The following is a 17,966-nucleotide window of genomic DNA, read 5'->3' as shown; positions in this document are numbered from 1 at the left end:
GCCGAAACGGCCCCACGCAATGATGCTGCAAGCGCGAGATACAGCAGGTTCAAACACACCGCTGCTGCCCGAGCGGCAACCGGCCCTGGTCGACGGCGGGTTCGTGGGTCATACCGAGGAACCGTATGCCGGGACGTAGGCCCGGTCGTGGACACTCACCGGCACTACGACCCCGTCGGTGGCAACGACCTCCTCCAAGCCGCCGCCGCGGCCGGGACGCCGGGGGGCTGTAGCAATACCGTCGACGTGCCGCTCGACGACGGACAGGTCGTCCGCCTCGGCAGAGGCGGCACAAATTCTTCGGCACGGGTGCCATTTGCTGGGCACGGCCGCGCGCCTCACGCCTAACGCCTCGCGCGGCTGTCCCGGGCGGCCAGCACCTCGCCGAGGAACTTGAGTCGAATCTTGTCAATGACCCTGCCTCGAGCTATATAAGGAAGCGGATCCCATCGACACACCGAGCGCACCGAGGCGACCTACGACGCGGGCGTGCTGAGCCTGTGGATCACGGTCGCCGAACCGGCGAAGCCACGGAAGATCACCTTCAGCGGTGCCGGTCAGAAGGAACTGCTGTCCTGGCCGGTGCGCCAGTAGTCGCGCTGCGGCCGTCCGGCCGCAGGGCGCGGCGTCGACGGACCACGACGAAGGAAGACCGACCGCGAAGGGGGCACGACCATGGGACCGCTTGTCTGGCTGCTCATCCCGCTGACGGCCGCCCTCGGCGTCGGCGCTTGGGCGTGGTACGTCTCGCGCCCGCACCCCATGGACGTCCGGACGGACGTGGATCGATACAACCGTCTCCGCGCCTCCTTGGGGCGCGGGGTGGCCGTAGGGAAGAGACAGTGCCTGTGAAGAGCACGGCCTGAGACGTCGTCCCGGGCTTTCTCCGGGCCGTCGCGGGCCTCCGCTGATGGAGAGGTTCCGGGACGATGGCTGTGATGTCGTCGCTCATTGCCGCGGTGGACCGGCCCGGTCGCGCCGCGCGAGCAGCGGCTGCCCATTTCCGGCGTCCGGCCGAAAGGGCGGCCGGTCAGGCCGGGCGCGTCCCGCCGCAGGTGTCGTTCGCCGAAGCCCGTGCCGCCGGTCTGCCTCCCGTGACGGTGGCGTACGAGCGGCAGGGCGTGGGCGAACCACTCGTTCTTCTCCACGGGCTCGGCCACACCCGGCAAGCCTGGCACTCGGTCCTGCCACTGCTGATGGACGGGCACGATGCGATCGCCCTCGATCTGCCGGGCTTCGGACTGTCCCCCGACCTCGACCCGGTGATTCCACGAGAGCCGGGCACGGCGGTGTCCTTGCTGGGGGCGTTCTTCAGGGAATGGGGAATGGACAGGCCCCATGTCGTCGGCCATTCCCTGGGGGGACTGATCGCTCTCCGTCTGGGACAGGCGGGGCTCGTCCGCAGTGTGACAGCACTGGCCCCGGCGGGGTTCTGGACCGGCGCTGAACGGCGGTACGCGTACGCGGTGCTCACCGCGGCCCGGCACGGAGTGCGCATGCTTCCGGAAGGGGCCTTGGCCGGAATCGCGAGAAGCACGGCCCGCAGGGCAGCGTCCAGCGGCACGCCGTACGACCGCTCGGACGACTGCTCAGAGGACACCGCTGTGGCAGCGTTCCGCGCCATGGCGGATTCGACCGCTTTCACCGCCACGCTGCGGGCGGGGCGGGAGCGGGGCCTGTTCGCCGGTGACATCCCAGGAGTGCCCGTCACGGTGGCGTGGGGCACTCACGACTGTCTCCTGCCGCCTTGGCAGGCGGCACGAGTCAAAGCCATGATTCCCGGCGCGCGGATCGTTCCGCTGCCCCGATGCGGCCACGTGCCCATGGACGAGGATCCGGTCCTGGTGGCTGAGCTGATTCGCGAGGCGACCGGCCTGTGCAGGTGTGATGGCACTGCCGTCAGCCCGGCCTGATCGGCTGATCGGGCTGATCGGCTGATCGGCTGATCGGTCGGACTGCGACTCGACGGCTGGCGGCGCGCCGCTGTCTGATGGACGTGGAGGGAGGCGACGCTCGTGGATATCGCACCTCCTACGACGATGCCTGCCTGGGTGGCCGCGGCCGCCCGCCCGGGGGAAATCAGGTGCGTCGAGCTGCCGGTCCCGGTGCCGGGGCCGGACGATCTGCTGGTCAAGGTAGGGGTGTGCGGGGTGTGCCGGACCGATCTCCACGTGCGGGACGCGGACCTGCCGCCGCACCGGGAGCGGGTCGTGCCCGGGCATGAGGCGGTCGGCGAGGTCGTGGCGGTGGGCAGGCAGGTGACCGGGCCAGGGGTGGGTTCCCGGGTCGGGATTCCGTGGCTGCGCCGTACGTGCGGGATGTGCCGGTACTGCCTGCGCGGTCGGGAGAACCTGTGCCCGTCGTCCCTCTACACCGGCTGGGACGCGGACGGCGGCTACTCCCCGTACGCAACCGTCCCCGCCTCGTACGCCTACGAGCTGCCCGCCGACTACACGGACGAGGAGCTGGCGCCGCTGCTGTGTGCCGGAATCATCGGCTTCCGGGCCCTGCGCCGCGCAGAGCTGCCCGACGGCGGCCTGCTGGGGATCTACGGCTTCGGCGCCTCCGCCCACCTCACGGCCCAGGTCGCCGTCGCGCAGGGAGCCGTCGTCCACGTCTTCACCCGGTCCCCGGCCGCCCAGGCGCTCGCGCTGCGGCTGGGCGCGGCCTCGGCGAGCGACCCCGGGACCCCGCCCCCGGAACTGCTGGACGCGGCCATTCTCTTCGCCCCTGCTGGTGCGCTCGTCCCGGTCGCGCTGGAAGCCCTGGACAGCGGCGGCACCCTCAGCATCGCCGGCATCCACCTCACCGACATCCCGCCGCTCGAGTACCAACGGCACCTCTTCCGCGAGCGCACCGTGCGCACTGTCGCCGCCAACACCCGCCAGGACGGACGCGACTTCCTCGCCACCGCAGCCAGGCACCGACTGCGCGCCACGCTCACGGTCTATGACTTCGACGACGCGAACCAGGCGCTCGACGACCTCGCGGAAGGCCGGGTGAGCGGTGCAGCGGTGATCCGCGTGCAGCCGTGACATCAGCGGAACGGGGGCTGGATGGGTGGCGTTGGAGTGGAACATCGGGCTATGCGTCGAGCACGGCCCGGACCGGCGCCGCCCGCGATCACGACTCCCTCACCCTCTGCATGCGATCTTGGAACACCGTCATGCAGGACAAGCAGTGCCGGTCCGTCTCCGCGACGTCGTCGGTCCAAAGCGGCTGGCCGCACAGCGCAGCCGAGTCCTGTTGCGCCACGACATGCCACACCAGGCCCGAGCCGGTGGCCGCCGTGCCTACGTGCATCTCGTACATCGCACCTCTCCAGGCCTTGGACAGCACTTGTCCCCACGCCACCACGGCGGACTGCGGGCGCGCCGCCATTGAGCGGCTGTCCGGGTGAATACTCCCGGTGACACAGGGCGCCCTTGTTCCGGGAACCGGCACCTTCGGAGGCCGACCGGCGCCTGGCGGATCGGCGATGACACCCCACCCGGACTCTACGGGTGCGGTGGCCTCACCGTCTCTGCCGCGGCCCGATCCGGACCCCGGGGCAGGGCACCTGCCAGGTGCGTGAGAAGTGGGCCCACGACAGCGAGGACGAAGACGTAGGCGGTGACCAGAGGAGCGAGGCCGCCATGCATCGTGCCGACCAGCCCGATGATGACGAGGGAGAACTCACCGCGGGCGATGAGGGCGGTACCGGCCCGCAGTTGGCCCCGGCGTCCGACCCGATCCCGTGAGGCCGCGTACCGGCCGGTGACCACTTTCGTCACGGCCGTGACAGCGGCGAGCCCGCACGCGGCAGGGAGGAACGGCACGAGTTCCTCCGGATCGACCGAAAGTCCGATCCCCAGGAAGAAGATGGCGGCGAAAAGGTCCCGCAGGGGGCTGAGCACGGCCCTCGCCCGGTCGGCTGTCTCACCGGTCAGAGAGAGGCCTACGAGGAAGGCCCCGACGGCCGCGGAAGCGTGGACGACTTCGGCCAGCGCCGCGACGATCAGGGTCAAACCGAGCACCCTGAGCAGGAGTTGTTCGGCGTCCGGGTGCGACAACAGCCGGCCGAGGTGATGGCCCCACCGGTAGGAGGCGGTGAAGGCGGCGAGCACCGCGCCGACGGCCGCCACCGTGCCGAGCAGAGCCTGCCACCACGGGCCGCCGGCGGCGAGGACGGCCAGCAGGGGCAGGTAGGCCGCCATGACGATGTCCTCCATGACGAGCACGGAGAGGATGGCCGGGGTCTCGCGGTTGCCCAGTCGCCGCAGGTCGGCCAGCAGCCGCGCGATAATGCCCGAGGAGGAGACGTACGTGGCGCCGGCCAAGGCCAGGATGCCCAGGCCGTCGAAGCCGAGGAGCCAACCGGTCACCGCGCCCGGCGCGGCGTTCAGCACCAGGTCGACCACGGCAGAGGGCATGTGCTGGCGCAGGCCCGCGGTGAACTCGGGGAGGGAGAACTGCAGGCCGAGAGTGAGCAGGAGCAGCACCACTCCGATGGCGGCACCGGTTTCCACGAACTCGCCGGCGGCCGGGACCGGAGCAACACCTCCCTCACCGACGGCCAGGCCCGCCAGCAGGTAGAGCGGAATCGGCGAGAGCGACAGGCGCCGCGCCACGCCGCCGAGCACACTGAGGGCGGTGAGGATGAGACCGAGCTCCAGGAGCAGCGCGGCAGGGGTGTGCACATTCAGCCCTGGATGATCTCGTCCACGTCGGCGATCCCCTCGCGGGTACCGATCACCACGAGGACATCACCGGCCTGCAGCACCTCGTCGGGCATCGGTGGTGCGATGACATCCTCGCCACGGACGATCGCCACGATCGAGGCGCCCGTTCGCGTCCGTGCCCTGGTGCGCCCCAACGGCTCACCGGCATAAGGGCTGGCGGACCGGACCTCGACCTGCGCCGCCAGCAGCCCGGGCACCTCCTTGGTGAGGTCGGCGAAGCGTTCGGCGATCCGCGGCGCTCCCAGGATCTCGGCGACCGCATCCGCCTCCTCGCTGTTGAACCGCACCACGGGCCGGCTCTCGTCGGGATCACGACCCGTGTAGACGACCAGTTCGAAGTCACCGGTCCGCTCCGCGACGACGGCGATCCGCTCGCCTTCGTGGTTGGTGAACTCGTAGCGCAGCCCGACCCCGGGCAGGAGTACCTCGGTGACGTCCATGCGCTCATCATCACCGGGACCCGGATTGCGAAGGGGAACGCAGATCGGCGTGTCCGATCCGTCCCGTCGACGGGGACGCCACCGGGCTCGCCCGCGCCCGCCACCGGCTCGGACCTGCGTGTCCGCCGCTCCCGCCGGGCCGACATGGTGGGGACGCAAGCCTATGGCTCAACCGCCCCGTGCGGGGCGTGTCTCAGTTCTCCTCGGGCCGGGCGCGCCGGGCGTACGCGCGGGCGGCGCGGGCACGGTCGCCGCAGCGGGTCGAACACCAGTGGCGGCGGCCGTGCCGGAGCAGGTAGCGGTTGCACGGCGCGGATCCGCAGGCGGTGAGACGTTCGGCGTCGGGGGAAGTGAGCAGGTCGGCGGCGTCGGCGGCGAGGGCCGCGAGGGCGTGGTCGACGATCTGGCTGGTGGGGTGCGGGGCCGCACGGTAAGGGCCCGTCCTGTCGTCCCATTGCAGCAGCGGGGCGGTGGGCACCCTGGTCAGCGCGTCATTGACTGCGTCCAGGGCGGCGGGGAGGGCGGGCAGCGCCGCGACGCGCGAGGCGAACAGAGCCCTGATCTGTTCGCGCAGGGAGCGGAGCTGTGTCGCGCACATCTCCCGCATGCCCGCCTCGACCGGGGCGAGACCGCGTTCCGTCAGCCACTGGTTCGCCCCTGCGGGGGTCCCGAGTTGGTCGATGTAGTGCCCACCGGGCAGTGCGATGGTGCTGTTGGCAAGGGCGAGAGAGGGGTACTGCTCCGCGCCCGGCGCGGGCAGCACGGCAGGCTCGGCGAACACATTCTCTTCCACAGCCCTCATGGTACGGCGTACCAGAATCCATGATTCTCACGTTTGACTTGCATCCATCCGTGAGAAGGGATTACGGTCATCTCACGTTTCAATCGAAACCATCCGTGAGGTGTTCCTTCGTGTCTTCTTCCGTTGCGACCGAGCAGTTCCCCGTTCGCGTCTTCGGCGGCCCGACTGCGCTCTTCGAGTACGGCGGCCTGCGCGTCCTGACCGACCCGACCTTCGACGGTCCCGGCGACTACCCGGTGCCGGGCGGCCCGGTCCTGACCAAGACCGCACCTTCCGTCGGCACCCCGGCCGACCTCGACCGTGTCGACGTGGTCCTGCTCTCCCACGACGAGCATGCCGACAACCTCGACAACTCCGGCCGCGCCCTGCTCGCCGACGTCCCGCTCACCCTCACCACCCCGGGCGGCGCCAAGCGCCTCGGGGAAGGGGCCACGGGCCTGGCCGACTGGGAGTCCGTCGAGCTGGACCGCCCCGGCGGCGGCACGGTCACCGTGACGGGTGTGCCGGCCATTCACGGGCCCGGACCCCGCGAGGACGTCGAACCGTTCACCGGCCAGGTCATCGGCTTCGTCCTGACCGGCGACGACCTGCCCACCGTCTACGTCAGCGGCGACAACGCCTCGCTCGACCTGGTCGAGCAGATCGCCGAGCGGTTCGGCCCGGTGGACACCGCCGTCCTCTTCGCGGGAGCCCCCCGCATCTCCGTCCTCTTCGACGGCCAGTGCCTCGTCCTCGACAGCGCCCAAGCCGCCGAAGCCGCCCGGGTACTCGGCGCCCGACGCGTGGTTCCCGTCCACTACGACAGCTGGACCCACTTCACCGAGGGCCGCGACGACCTCGCGACCGCCTTCACCGCCGCAGGACTGGCCGAACGCCTCGACTGGGGCCGCCGCTACTGACCCACCGTGGCGCACCACCGTCGACAACAGCGGTGAGACCTGATCCGGCGCCGTTCCCATCCGTGGGGGCCGACGGCCCGCCGGGCCCCACGGAAGGGCGAGGATGCGGCGCACGGTCGAAGCGGGCAGGCCGCGGACCGCGCCCTCGCCCGCCTCCGGGGGCGGAGTCTGTCGTGCGCTCCTCCTCCCCGCTCGGTCGAGTCAGTCGACGGCGGTGGGACTCAGCTCATGTGCGAAGTCTCCGACAGCGTGTGATCAGCGCCTGCCAGGGCCACCGGCATCGGGTCGCTGAGCTGTCCGACGAACTTCCCATCGGCCGTGCCCGGCCCGCGCGGTGATACGAGGCGGCCCGGCTCGACGGGGCCGGCGCGCTGTGCCCCGAGGGCGCGACCGGCGAACCCTGGCTGCCGCAGCCCGCGGACTGGAAGGACCGGAGCGCCGAGGCGCAGAGCGGTGACGAGCACTCGATGCTCGAGCTCTACCGCCGGGCCCTGCAGCTCCGCCGTGAACACCCGGCCCTCGGAGACGGCACTCTGACCTGGCTCGACATGCCCCCGGGCGTACTCGGCCTCCGCCGCGACCCACGGTTCGTCTGCGTCGTGAACCTCTCGGATCAGCCCTGCCGACTGCCTGAGCACAAGTCAGCAGTGCTGTCGAGCAGCCCTACGGACGACGGCCTGCCGGCACCGGACACCGCGGTCTGGCTGTCCCTTTGACGGTTCGTACGCGAGCCGCCACGTGTGCGGGCCGAGCACACCGTCGCTCGGCCCGTCCACTCTTGAACCAGTTTCTGCGGTGAGGCCGACGCGGACGTTGCGTCATCCCGTGTGCGACCGCTGTACGGGGAGCCATTGCTGTTCAGCATCAGACCACCGGGGCGCCTTCGACGACCCGGTTCGGAGACCGTGCCCCGCCTGGTCCTCAGCGCTGGCCGACGGCACCGCTTGGCGGTAACGCTGAGACATGGCTGGAATCGAGCTCTACACCGCGGCGTTCAACGACCATGCACAGATCCCGAAGCGCTACGCACGGGACGGCGACAACGTCTCCCCGCCACTGACCTGGTCCGGCGTGCCCGACGGAACGGCAGAACTGCTCCTGCTCTGCGAGGACCCCGACGCGCCCTCCGGCACCTTCGTCCACTGGCTCGTCACCGGCATCACCCCTGCTGATGGCCGAGTGGAAGCCGGGGAGACGCCCCCCGGCGGAACGCCCCGGACGAACGGCTACGGGGACGCAGGCTGGGGCGGCCCTCAACCCCCCGTAGGCGACAGAGCACACCGGTACTTCTTCCACCTCTACGCCCTGCCCGAGCCTGTGACGCTTCCCACCGATGCCACCGCAGAGGTGGTGCACCGCATGGTGGACAAAGCGCAATCGGCCAGTGGCACTGTCGTCGGGCTGTACCAGCGCTGACAGGTCAGGCGGGGCGCTCGGGCCTCTCACCGCTCCGCAGAATCCGCGAGACCCCCTCCGGACGGCGTCCAGGGCAACTCCGCCGGCCCAGTCCGCGAGCGGCTGCGTGCAGGCGCCTGTGACGCGACTTTGCTCGGGTGCCGCGGGCGCCGCTGTGGCAGTGCACCGCCCGGTCGGCGGGTACGGGACGCACGGCCGGCCCTGATCCGGCGCAACGCAGGGCCGACCGCCTGGCTGCGCCGACCGCCGTGGCCCTGCGGCATCTGCGTGTTGCCTCCGAAGCCAGGAATGCTCCGGAGGCAAGGAGGGGATTGGGACGGCTCCCCGCCCCCTACGCGCCCGTAACCCCCCTGCCCGCGGCGTGGAGACGGCTGCCCGACGCCTCGACCCTGACGGCGCACGGCGCGCCAGAGCGGGCACCACCTCGACCTTCCTGCACCCCAGGCGCGTCGTGCCCGGTGTCATGAAGCACCGCAGCGGGTACTCGGACACCTCTCATTGGTGCAGTACCTCAAGGAGAAGACCATGAACCAGAACACGCCGCGGGATCCGAAGCAGCGTGCCCGCAAGCGCAGCCAGGAAGAGCCGGGGGCACACTCGGGCGCCGAGAGCCCTCCGGCCCGCCGCTCTGTCCGAGGAACAGCGAGCACCACGGAGAGATACCGGCCGGAGGAAGGGACCGCAGGCAGTGAAACCCTTGCCGGAAGAGAAGCAGAGGAGAGTCCCCCCGAGGACAAGACCGGGCACAGCGAACCCTGACGCTCGTCACAGGAGTACGACGGAGATGAACCGGTCACAGTCAGGCGATGTGTCCCGGACGCGTCGATGTATCCGCTGTGCGGGTGACGTGGCCACAGCCGATGCCCGTTCCCGGCGCACGCCGGGTACCCATCGGTCATGACTGTGAACCCCATCGAAATGCAGAAGGCCCTCGGCGGCGTGAACTACCCGGCGTCGAAGCAGGAGATCGTCGACCAGGCGGACAAGCACGGAGCAGGCAAGGAGATCATGAGTGCGCTCAAGTCTCTGCCGAGCAAGGAGTACGACTCGCCGGCCGCCGTGAACAAGGAGGTCGGCAAGGGGTCCTGAACCGCACGTGCACCACGACGACCGTCCACCACGGCCGCGCCCCGACTCGCTGGTCGGTGCGCGGCCGCCGTCCTGTCCGCGGACGACAGAGCACATGATGCGGCACGCCAGGATGCCGCCTCGACCGGCGGCCCGGGTGTTCGCCGGGCGGTCATGGGTACTCGCCGCTGCACCCGAGACACAGAAGGAAAGGCAGCCGTCATGACGGTTCCCGAGGAGAACAGGGCCAAGACGCGAGCGACGAAAGACGTGGTGACGAAGCCTGCGGCCGAGAGTGGGGCGGGATCCGGGGCGGAGGAAGGCATCGGCGAGGGCACGCCGACGCAGCCGGGCCAGGCATCGGGTCGCACCTTGCGTGAGGCTCTGGACGAGGCAGGTATCAAGCCGGAGGACTACGAATCATAGGCCCGCAGCGCGGGCCGCCCACGGTTCAAGGAGATCCAGGACGGCCGAGCCGTCCGGCGGCTCACCGGCCGGCACCGCATCCGAGCATGCGCCCGGAGCCACTGGCGGATCGGCGGTGTCACCGCCGGCGGACCGGCCCGCCGGGGAACCCACCCGCACGGCACGCCGCAGAACCCGGCACAGCATCGCTGAACGCGCATCCGACCAAGAGGACGAATTTCTATATTTCAAGACCTTTTGGGCTGCATCTCAAGCACTATCCTGGTATTGGCCTACGGGACGAGCGAGGGAGCTCGACCGAAGTAGCCGACTTTGGCGGAGTGACGGATTGCCGCCAGGGCCGACGTCGACGGTCGGGCTGAGAGGTCTGAAAGTCGAAAGGACCGGAGGACGACCCCCATCACCTGATCCGGACAATGCCGGCGCAGGGAGCGCGTCTCGTAGGTCTTCGAGGTCGAAGCGGTCGGACTTGCCGAGCGCAGCCCGCTGAACGCCTGCTGCGCCTGTCCGGGTACGGGCCGAGGGCGCGGCGGACGGCGAGCCTGGAACGAGTGCGGTGCTCCTGATCTGCGGATACGGCCCCGGAGGTCAGCCGTCCACCGGCAATCCCGAGGGCTCCTTGATCCGCTTCATGATGATCTGCGAGTTGACCTCGGTGACACCGGACAGTGCCGTGAGCGTCTCGATCCACAGCTGTTCGTACGCCCGCAGGTCTGCCACCGCGATACGCAGGAGACATCCCGGACTGCCGAACAACCGGTACGCCTCGATGACGTCCGGGATGTCCTGGAGCGCCTCCTCGAACGCCTCGACCGCCTCGCGATCACGCCTCACCTCGATGGACACGAGCACCTCGAAGCCGCGCCCGACGGCCTCGGGGTTGATCACCGCGCGATAGCCCTGGATCACCCCGTCCTGTTCCAACTGGCGGACACGGCGCATGCACGGCGAGGGCGTCAGGCCCACCCTCTGCGCCAGTTCCTGGTTGCTGAGTCGCCCGTCCTTCTGGAGCTCACGCAAGATTTCCCGGTCGATCGCGTCCATGGCGCAATCATCCCCCTGAATTGGCGGGGAAGCGAGTCGAATCGGCAAGCATATTGCGGGACAATCCACCTACTATTGCGTGGCACTCGAACCATCGCCCCCACCGGGCCACCGACGAGGAGAACGCAGATGGGACGGATCGTCGTCATCAGCACCGGCGGAACCATAGCCAGTCGCTGGCAGGGGTCCGGGTTCGCCGCCGACGCCCGCGGCGGGGAGGTCATGGCGACCGCGGCGGTCCCCGAGGGCGTCACCATCGAGGTCGTCGACCTGTTCAGCGTGAACAGTCCCCGCCTCACGACGGCCCACCAGCTCACCCTGCTGCGCACCGTGCACGAGGTGCTCGCCGACCCCGGGGTGGACGGCATCGTCGTCACGCACGGCACCGACACCCTCGAGGAGTCGGCCTTCCTCGTCGACCTCCACCACAACGACCCCCGTCCGGTCGTCTTCACCGGCGCCCAGCTCCCCCTCGACGCCGCAGACGGCGACGGCCCCGGCAACCTCCACGACGCGCTCCTGACCGCGTCGACCACACGCGGCCTCGGCGTACTGGTCGTCTTCGACGGCAAGGTTCACGCCGCGCGCGGCACCGTCAAGACCCAGACACTCGCGGCCGACGCCTTCGCCGACCCCTCCGGCGCCCGCGTCGGCAACGTGGGCTTCGGACGCGTCTCCGTGCTCCACCGGCCGCAGCGGCCGGCCGGCCGGCCGCTGCCCGAGACGCACGACACCCCGCCCCGCGTCGACATGGTGATGCACCACAGTGACGCCGACCCCTACCTCCTGAACGCGGCCATCGGCGCAGGCGCACAGGGCATCGTCCTGGTCGCCACCGGCGCCGGCAACGCCACTCCCGAGACAGTCGAGGCCGTCGCCTCCGCCGTGTCCCGCGGCGTGCTCGTCGCACTGACCACGCGTGTCCACGCCGGACCCGTCGCCGAGATCTACACCCACGGCGGCGCCGTCGACCTCGTCGCGGCCGGGGCCGTGCCGGCGGGCACGCTGCGGGCCGGCCAGACCCGTATCGCCGTGCTCACCGCGCTGCTCGCCACCACCGAACCGCGCGAGCGCGACGAGGTGCTGCGCCACGCACTCGGCGCCCCCGTGCCGGCCGTATCCGCCCGTGCCTGAGGCCTCCCGTCTCCGGCCTGATGCAAACGAAGTACCTGGAGCGCCCGGCCGGTCCCCTCTCTCCCCTTCACCCCGACCCACGCCCCAACCCCCGCGTCTCCACGCGACAGGAGAGTTCGAACCTCCATGCCCACGCACCAGCACCACGTCGGCCCCGGGACGCGCTCCGAGCACGATCTGCTCGGTGACCGCGATGTCCCCGCCGACGCGTACTACGGCATCCACACCCTGCGGGCGGTGGAGAACTTCCCCATCACCGGCACACCCGTCTCGGCCTACCCCGACCTCGTCACCGCCCTCGCCTGCGTCAAGCAGGCCGCGGCCCTCGCCAATCGCGACCTCGGGCTGCTGGACGGACGCAAGGCGGACGCGATCGCGGCGGCATGCGAGGAGATCCGAGCAGGGCGGCTCCACGACGCCTTCGTGGTCGACGTGATCCAGGGCGGCGCGGGCACCTCGACGAACATGAACGCCAACGAGGTCGTCGCCAACCGCGCCCTTGAACTCCTCGGGCACCGCAAGGGCGACTACGCGAGCCTGCACCCGCTGGAGGACGTCAACGCGGGCCAGAGCACCAACGACGTCTATCCCACCGCCGTCAAGATCGCCCTCGACTTCACCGCCCAGCGCCTGCTGGACGCCATGGACGTGCTGCGCGCGGCGTTCGCGGCGAAGGCGGAGGAGTTCGCGGACGTCCTCAAGATGGGCCGCACCCAGCTCCAGGACGCGGTGCCCATGACGCTGGGCCAGGAATTCGCCACGTATGCCGTCATGCTGGCCGAGGACCACAAGCGGCTCACCGAGGCACGCGAGCTGATCCGCGAGATCAACCTCGGCGGCACCGCCATCGGCACCGGACTCAACACGCATCCCGAATACGCGGCACTGGCCTGCCGTCGCCTGCGCACCATCACCGGACTGCCCCTGACGGTCGCCGACGACCTCGTCGAAGCCACCCAGGACGCCGGCGCGTTCGTCCAGTTGTCGGGAGTGCTGAAGCGCATCGCCGTCAAGCTCTCCAAGGTCTGCAACGACCTGCGCCTGCTGTCCTGTGGACCGCGCGCGGGCTTCGCCGAGATCAACCTGCCTCCCGTACAGGCGGGGTCGAGCATCATGCCCGGCAAGGTGAACCCGGTCGTCCCCGAGGTCGTCAACCAGATAGCCTTCGAGGTCATCGGCAACGACATGGCCGTGACCATGGCCGCAGAAGCGGGCCAGCTCCAGCTGAACGCCTTCGAACCGGTCATCGCCCACAGTCTGCTCAAGAGCCTGACGCACCTGCGGGCCGGCTGCCTGACCCTCGCCGAACGCTGCGTCACCGGCATCACCGCGAACCGCGAGCACCTCGCGCGCACGGTCGCCCACTCCATCGGCCTGGCGACCGCGCTGAACCCACACATCGGGTACGAGCAGGCCACCGCCGTCGCCCAAGAAGCACTGGTGACCGGCCGCAGCGTTCACACACTCGTACTGGAGAAGGGTCTTCTGACCGAGAGCGAGCTCCAGCTCGTCCTGCACCCCGACAATCTCGCACGACCCCACGTGCCGAGCGGGGCCCCGAGCCCGACGTAGCGTCCGGTCGGCGCAGATGCCGCTCCGTTTCAGGACGACCGGTTCGTCATGCGCCGTGCGCTGCCCCTTGAGCTTGAGCCGCCATTCCTCGCACAACCGTCGGGCTTCCGCTTCTGCTGCCACTCCTGCGGCTGAGCGGTCGCCGTCGGGAGCAGAGCCGGGCAGCATCTCCCGGGATGCCCGCCCGGCTTTCGTGTGCCTGGCGGACCACGCGGCGGGCCCCGGCGCCGAGGTCCCCGGCTGCCGGCGGATCCTGCCAACCGCGGGGACTTCGGGCGGCCGGCGACGTTGCGCCCATGCAGCGGGCACGCCCGTTACGGGGGCGGCCGGTGCCGTACTCGGACCGGGACCAGAACGACGGTCGGACACGAAGCGCTGCTTAACGGATATACGGACCGGAGTCGAACAGGGCCGTGCCGCCAAACCCCTTAGCTACTTCTGAGTCACCTGCACAGTCATGTAGCGTCCGGACCCGCTTGATCCGTTGCAGCGCTCCGCCCCACCATGAGGACTCATGATCGCCACCTACGATGCCCCGATCACCGCTCCCCAGACAGGAGGATCCAGCGACGACACCGTCCGTGGCGTGCTCCGGGGGCCCGGCCCCATGAGCGATGCCGCCCCACGGTCCGCCGGCGGGACGCCATCTCGAACAACAGATGGAGGAGCGCTGGTCTCTTGAGGTTCCGGATCAATCGCTCAAGCCAGACATCCGAGCACCTTCCTCCGGTGGACCCGGCGCCCACCCCGGCCGAACATTGCGTTGAGCCGGAGGTCGTCGAGGCGCCTTTGTCGGCCCACGAGACAGACCTCATACGCGCCTCCGCCTCGGTGGTCGAGCCACTTGCCGCAGAAATGACGGTCTACTTCTACGCGATCCTCTTCGCCCGCCACCCCGAGGTCCGCCAGATGTTCCCGCCGGGGATGGACGCCCAGCGCGGCCGCCTGCTGCGCGCGCTGCTGCGCATCGTGGACCTGGTGGACGACCCGGAGAACCTGGTTCGCTTCTGTGGACACCTCGGCCGTGATCACCGCAAGTTCGGCACCCTCGCCGCGCACTTCCCGGCCGTGGGCGAGTGCCTCTTGGCCTCTCTGGCCCGCTACGCCGGCCCTGCGTGGACTGCGGACATCGCCGCCGCCTGGACGAAGGCCTACGGCGTGGTCGCCGACGTCATGATCAGTGCTGCCGAGCAGGACGAGGCGGTACGACCCGCCGTCTGGCCCGCCACGGTGGTGCACCGCGCCCCGCGCGGAAACGGCATCGCCGAGATCACCGTGCGTCCCGACATGCCCTACGAGTACGCCGCCGGACAGTACGTCAGTGTGGAGACCCCCTGGTGGCCCAAGCAGTGGCGCTACTACTCCCCCGCCAACGCACCTCGTGAGGACGGCACCCTTACCTTTCACGTGCGCGCAGTTGCCGGCGGCTCGGTCAGCGACGCGCTGGTGCACCGATGTGCGGTGGGCGACGTGCTCCGACTTGGGCCCCCGATGGGGGACATGGTGCTGGACGCCGCTGTCTTCAGAGACCTGCTCTGTGTGGCCGGCGGCACCGGCCTCGCTCCGATCCGCGCGCTCGTCGAGGAGGTCGCCCGTCGCGGCGGGCACCACCGGGTGGACCTGTTCCTCGGTGCCCGCACCGGCGCCGAGTTGTACGGGGTGGACGACATGCTCAGGATGGCCCAGCGGCACCACTGGCTGACCATCAGGGGCGCGGTCTCCCACGAGCACATCGCCGGAATCCGGGGATCCCTGCCGGAGGTTCTGGCCGAGTACGGACCGTGGTACCAGCACGACGTCTATCTCAGCGGTCCGGCCCCCATGGTCGTCTCCGCCAGTGAAATGCTCACCCTCAACGGCACCTCGTCAGAACGCATCCATCACGACCCGTTCGAGACACCCGTCCTGTCCATGTCCTGAGCCACGCGCTTGCCCCGTCCTGCCAGGAGAACACCCGTGACCTTTCCCCCGCCGCCCTTCGGATCAACAGGTGAGCACCGACTGCAGCAGCAGCTGGGCACCGCCGAGCGCGCCGCACGGTTCTACGATCAGCAGGTGCGCCCCTGCCTCACACCAGAGATGCAGGACTTCATCGGCCGCCAGGCCATGGTCTTCCTGGCCACCGCCGACTCCCACGGCGAGTGCGACGCCAGCTTCCGCGCCGGACCGCCCGGATTCGTCCAGGTGCTGGACGACCGCACGCTCGCCTACCCCGAATTCCGGGGGAACGGTGTACTCGCCAGCGCCGGCAACATGACGGAGAACCCCCACCTCGGCATGCTGTTCGTGGACTTCACCCACCACCATGTGGGACTTCACGTCAACGGCGTGGCCCGGCTCTACGGCGACGCCGCCCTACGATCCCTCCATCCCACCCTGCCCACCGACGCCGCACCCGGGCGCAGTCCTGAGATGTGGGTTCAGTTGAGCGTCGAAGAGGCTTACATCCACTGCTCCAAGTACATACCTCATCTGGAACCGGCTCCCCGTTCCACCAGCCATGACGCCGCGCGCCCCAAGGACTCGAACTATTTCACCGGGCTCGGCACGGCGTCGGCCAAGCCCTCCGCGGACAGGGAGCACCTTGCAACGGGCCGGGTGCCACAACAGCGATGACGCTCCGCCGCTCACTCGGCGGTTCCACCGCCGAGCAACCTTGAGGAACCCAGGATCGTCCACGGCTCGGCTCGGCCGACGACCCTCGACGGAGAGCGGTGCGTTCCCGCGTGTCATGCCGATTTCCGGGCCGGTGGGGCCGCTGCTCGGGAGGTTCGCGCCACGCCGAAGAGGAACAGTCCGCAGGCCGTCACGAGCAGCCATCCGGGACGGGACGCCTGGGCGAGGCCGGCGGGGCTGACGCCCGCGACCGTACCTCCCGCAACGGCGATACCGACAGCTGAACCGACCTGGCGTGCGGTGGAGGTGATGGCCCCGGCCACCCCGGCACGGGACGACGGCAGACCGCTGACTGGGCTCTATGTGCTCGCCGGCGAGCTCCGCCTCATCCTCGGAGAACGCCACTTCATCCTCCGCCCGGGCGAGGGGGCCGAGTTCGACGCGGGCGAACCGCACTGGTTCGGCCCCGCCGATTCGAACCCGGTTGAGATCCTGCACCTGTTCGGCCCTCACGGCGACCAAGCCATCATCCGCACCGGCCCGTCCGCGTCGTGACCAAAGACCCGCAGTTTGCCGTCGACGTCCGAGCTGAACGGTGCCCCGGCCTTCGGTGGTCAGCTCTCGTTCAGCAACAAAGACGATGTCCCCAGCTTTGCGGGGAGGTGCCGCCCGCGTGAGCGGTCCCGGACATCCGGCGCATGGCCTGAGAGGTCACTGGAGGCACTGACTGACTCTACGACTTCCGGGAGAAACCCAGGCACGCAAGATCACACGCCCGGTGGGTCAGGGGCGCAGGAGGGGCACAGCCCCCGGTAGGTGATCTCGGCCTCGGAGACCGTGAAGCCGAACCGTTCCTGGGCCGGGAGGTCGGCCAGCGGATTCCCGGTCGGACGGACGTCGCGGATGGTGCCGCAGCGGGAGCAGACCAGGTGCTGGTGCGGGTGGTGCGCGTTGGGGTCGTAGCGCTTGGCGCGGCCGTCGGTGGAGACCTCGATGACCTCGCCGAGTGAGACCAGCTCGCCCAGGATGTTGTAGACGGTCGCCCGGGAGATCTCGGGCAGCCGCTGCACCGCGCGGGCGTGCACCTCGTCGGCCGTGAGATGCACGTGGTCGCCCTCGAGGACCTCCGCAACGACACGCCGCTGGGAGGTCACCCGCCAGCCACGCCCTCGCAGTCGCTCCAGCAGGGCACTCATATCGGTTCACCTGTTCAGGCTCGGTGGAATGGCCGAAGTTTACCGGTCGATGTCCGCGTTCTGATGGGAAGCGGGTCAGGCGACCTCTTGGACCTGGTCCGCTGTGGGGGCGGTGCCGGCGAGGGCGGGCGCGCTGCCAGAGGTCCGAGAGGGAGCACAGGGCTGTCGGCGGCGATCGTGCGGTCTCGTCCTCACCCATGCCGCGTATGCCGGACAGGGCCTCATTCGCCAGGTGCCGGCCCGGGCTCGTTCGATCCCCACCCGCGTCATGACCTCGGTGGGTACCCGCGCGCTTCGCGAAGGCTGAAACAGGAGTGTGGACCACAGGTTCGCCCTCCCCCACCTGCCCGGACGAGCATATAATTGTGCGTTTCCGCTTCTCATGTCAGCGGGGTGATCAGGATGATCAGAACAGAGTCGCCTTTTCCCGCAGCCTCAGAGGCCGGGAGAGTCGTCGGCCATTGAGCCTGACCTGAAACGGCTTTCGACTTTGAAATGCTTGTTACGCGGGGTGCTCTGCGTGTTCTCGTAGCAGTGGGGTCCGCGGTGCGCGACCATACGGACGCCGACACAGGCTCGATCACCGGGGTCATGCATGAGGGCAGGTTCTCGCCGGCCGCCGGCCCCGCGTT

At 69.9% G+C, this 17,966-nt stretch carries 17 protein-coding genes; 12 read left to right on the top strand and 5 right to left on the bottom strand.

The features are described 5' to 3' along the window. Positions 1 to 938 precede the first annotated feature (938 nt). Both IE198_RS26630 and IE198_RS26625 read left to right on the top strand, forming a co-directional pair. Complete coding sequence (locus IE198_RS26630) at positions 939 to 1,913, top strand: alpha/beta fold hydrolase (protein ID WP_189890978.1); 975 nt, start codon at positions 939 to 941, stop codon at positions 1,911 to 1,913. 102 nt (positions 1,914 to 2,015) lie between these two features. After that, positions 2,016 to 3,035 (top strand): zinc-dependent alcohol dehydrogenase family protein, encoded by a 1,020-nt coding sequence (locus IE198_RS26625; RefSeq protein WP_373299982.1) that lies wholly within the window; start codon positions 2,016 to 2,018, stop codon positions 3,033 to 3,035. A 462-nt stretch (positions 3,036 to 3,497) separates the two neighbouring features. Here IE198_RS26625 and IE198_RS26620 read toward each other — a convergent pair whose 3' ends face one another. The 3 genes from IE198_RS26620 to IE198_RS26610 form a co-directional block, all read right to left on the bottom strand. Beyond that, positions 3,498 to 4,679 carry a cation:proton antiporter gene (locus IE198_RS26620; protein ID WP_189890976.1) on the bottom strand — a complete coding sequence of 394 codons (1,182 nt, stop codon included), beginning with the start codon at positions 4,677 to 4,679 and terminating at the stop codon, positions 3,498 to 3,500. A gap of 2 nt (positions 4,680 to 4,681) precedes the next feature. Further along, complete coding sequence (locus IE198_RS26615; RefSeq protein ID WP_189890974.1) at positions 4,682 to 5,161, bottom strand: cation:proton antiporter regulatory subunit; 480 nt, start codon at positions 5,159 to 5,161, stop codon at positions 4,682 to 4,684. Positions 5,162 to 5,354: 193 nt separating this feature from the next. Next, complete coding sequence (locus tag IE198_RS26610; RefSeq protein WP_189890972.1) at positions 5,355 to 5,963, bottom strand: CGNR zinc finger domain-containing protein; 609 nt, start codon at positions 5,961 to 5,963, stop codon at positions 5,355 to 5,357. 110 nt (positions 5,964 to 6,073) lie between these two features. On the opposite strand from IE198_RS26610, the gene IE198_RS26605 reads away from it, so the two are divergent. From IE198_RS26605 to IE198_RS26585, 5 genes are all read left to right on the top strand, one after another. Continuing rightward, positions 6,074 to 6,862 carry an MBL fold metallo-hydrolase gene (locus tag IE198_RS26605; RefSeq protein ID WP_229834350.1) on the top strand — a complete coding sequence of 263 codons (789 nt, stop codon included), beginning with the start codon at positions 6,074 to 6,076 and terminating at the stop codon, positions 6,860 to 6,862. A 467-nt stretch (positions 6,863 to 7,329) separates the two neighbouring features. After that, complete coding sequence (locus tag IE198_RS26600) at positions 7,330 to 7,578, top strand: DUF3459 domain-containing protein (protein WP_189890965.1); 249 nt, start codon at positions 7,330 to 7,332, stop codon at positions 7,576 to 7,578. A gap of 247 nt (positions 7,579 to 7,825) precedes the next feature. Then, complete coding sequence (locus IE198_RS26595) at positions 7,826 to 8,278, top strand: YbhB/YbcL family Raf kinase inhibitor-like protein (protein ID WP_189890963.1); 453 nt, start codon at positions 7,826 to 7,828, stop codon at positions 8,276 to 8,278. An 897-nt stretch (positions 8,279 to 9,175) separates the two neighbouring features. Further along, positions 9,176 to 9,367 carry a DUF2795 domain-containing protein gene (locus IE198_RS26590; protein WP_189890961.1) on the top strand — a complete coding sequence of 64 codons (192 nt, stop codon included), beginning with the start codon at positions 9,176 to 9,178 and terminating at the stop codon, positions 9,365 to 9,367. Positions 9,368 to 9,568: 201 nt separating this feature from the next. Continuing rightward, positions 9,569 to 9,772, top strand: coding sequence for a hypothetical protein (locus IE198_RS26585; RefSeq protein WP_189890959.1), 204 nt, complete (start codon positions 9,569 to 9,571; stop codon positions 9,770 to 9,772). A 588-nt stretch (positions 9,773 to 10,360) separates the two neighbouring features. Here the strand turns inward: IE198_RS26585 and IE198_RS26580 are convergent. Next, positions 10,361 to 10,816, bottom strand: coding sequence for an Lrp/AsnC family transcriptional regulator (locus IE198_RS26580; RefSeq protein WP_189890957.1), 456 nt, complete (start codon positions 10,814 to 10,816; stop codon positions 10,361 to 10,363). A gap of 129 nt (positions 10,817 to 10,945) precedes the next feature. Here IE198_RS26580 and IE198_RS26575 point away from each other — a divergent pair, with 129 nt between their 5' ends. The 5 genes from IE198_RS26575 to IE198_RS26555 all read left to right on the top strand — a co-directional run bounded on the left by IE198_RS26575 (position 10,946) and on the right by IE198_RS26555 (position 16,693). After that, on the top strand, positions 10,946 to 11,950 hold the full coding sequence (locus IE198_RS26575; protein WP_189890955.1) for an asparaginase: 1,005 nt from the start codon (positions 10,946 to 10,948) through the stop codon (positions 11,948 to 11,950). A 126-nt stretch (positions 11,951 to 12,076) separates the two neighbouring features. Then, on the top strand, positions 12,077 to 13,522 hold the full coding sequence (gene aspA, locus IE198_RS26570) for an aspartate ammonia-lyase (RefSeq protein WP_189890953.1): 1,446 nt from the start codon (positions 12,077 to 12,079) through the stop codon (positions 13,520 to 13,522). A gap of 729 nt (positions 13,523 to 14,251) precedes the next feature. Continuing rightward, entirely contained in the window at positions 14,252 to 15,442 is a 1,191-nt protein-coding gene (locus IE198_RS26565; RefSeq protein WP_229834348.1) for a globin domain-containing protein, read from the top strand. A gap of 36 nt (positions 15,443 to 15,478) precedes the next feature. Then, positions 15,479 to 16,138, top strand: coding sequence for a pyridoxamine 5'-phosphate oxidase family protein (locus tag IE198_RS26560; RefSeq protein ID WP_189890949.1), 660 nt, complete (start codon positions 15,479 to 15,481; stop codon positions 16,136 to 16,138). A gap of 309 nt (positions 16,139 to 16,447) precedes the next feature. After that, positions 16,448 to 16,693: a cupin domain-containing protein gene (locus IE198_RS26555; RefSeq protein WP_229834346.1), complete on the top strand. Its 246-nt coding sequence runs from the start codon at positions 16,448 to 16,450 to the stop codon at positions 16,691 to 16,693. A gap of 212 nt (positions 16,694 to 16,905) precedes the next feature. Here the strand turns inward: IE198_RS26555 and IE198_RS26550 are convergent, their stop codons facing one another. Next, positions 16,906 to 17,334 carry a Fur family transcriptional regulator gene (locus IE198_RS26550; protein ID WP_189890947.1) on the bottom strand — a complete coding sequence of 143 codons (429 nt, stop codon included), beginning with the start codon at positions 17,332 to 17,334 and terminating at the stop codon, positions 16,906 to 16,908. Positions 17,335 to 17,966 lie beyond the last annotated feature (632 nt).

Source organism: Streptomyces xantholiticus, from assembly GCF_014651015.1.
In the GTDB taxonomy this organism is placed as follows: domain Bacteria; phylum Actinomycetota; class Actinomycetes; order Streptomycetales; family Streptomycetaceae; genus Streptomyces; species Streptomyces xantholiticus.
Note: the sequence above shows the minus strand (reverse complement) of the source record. Positions and strands in the feature narration are given on the sequence as shown.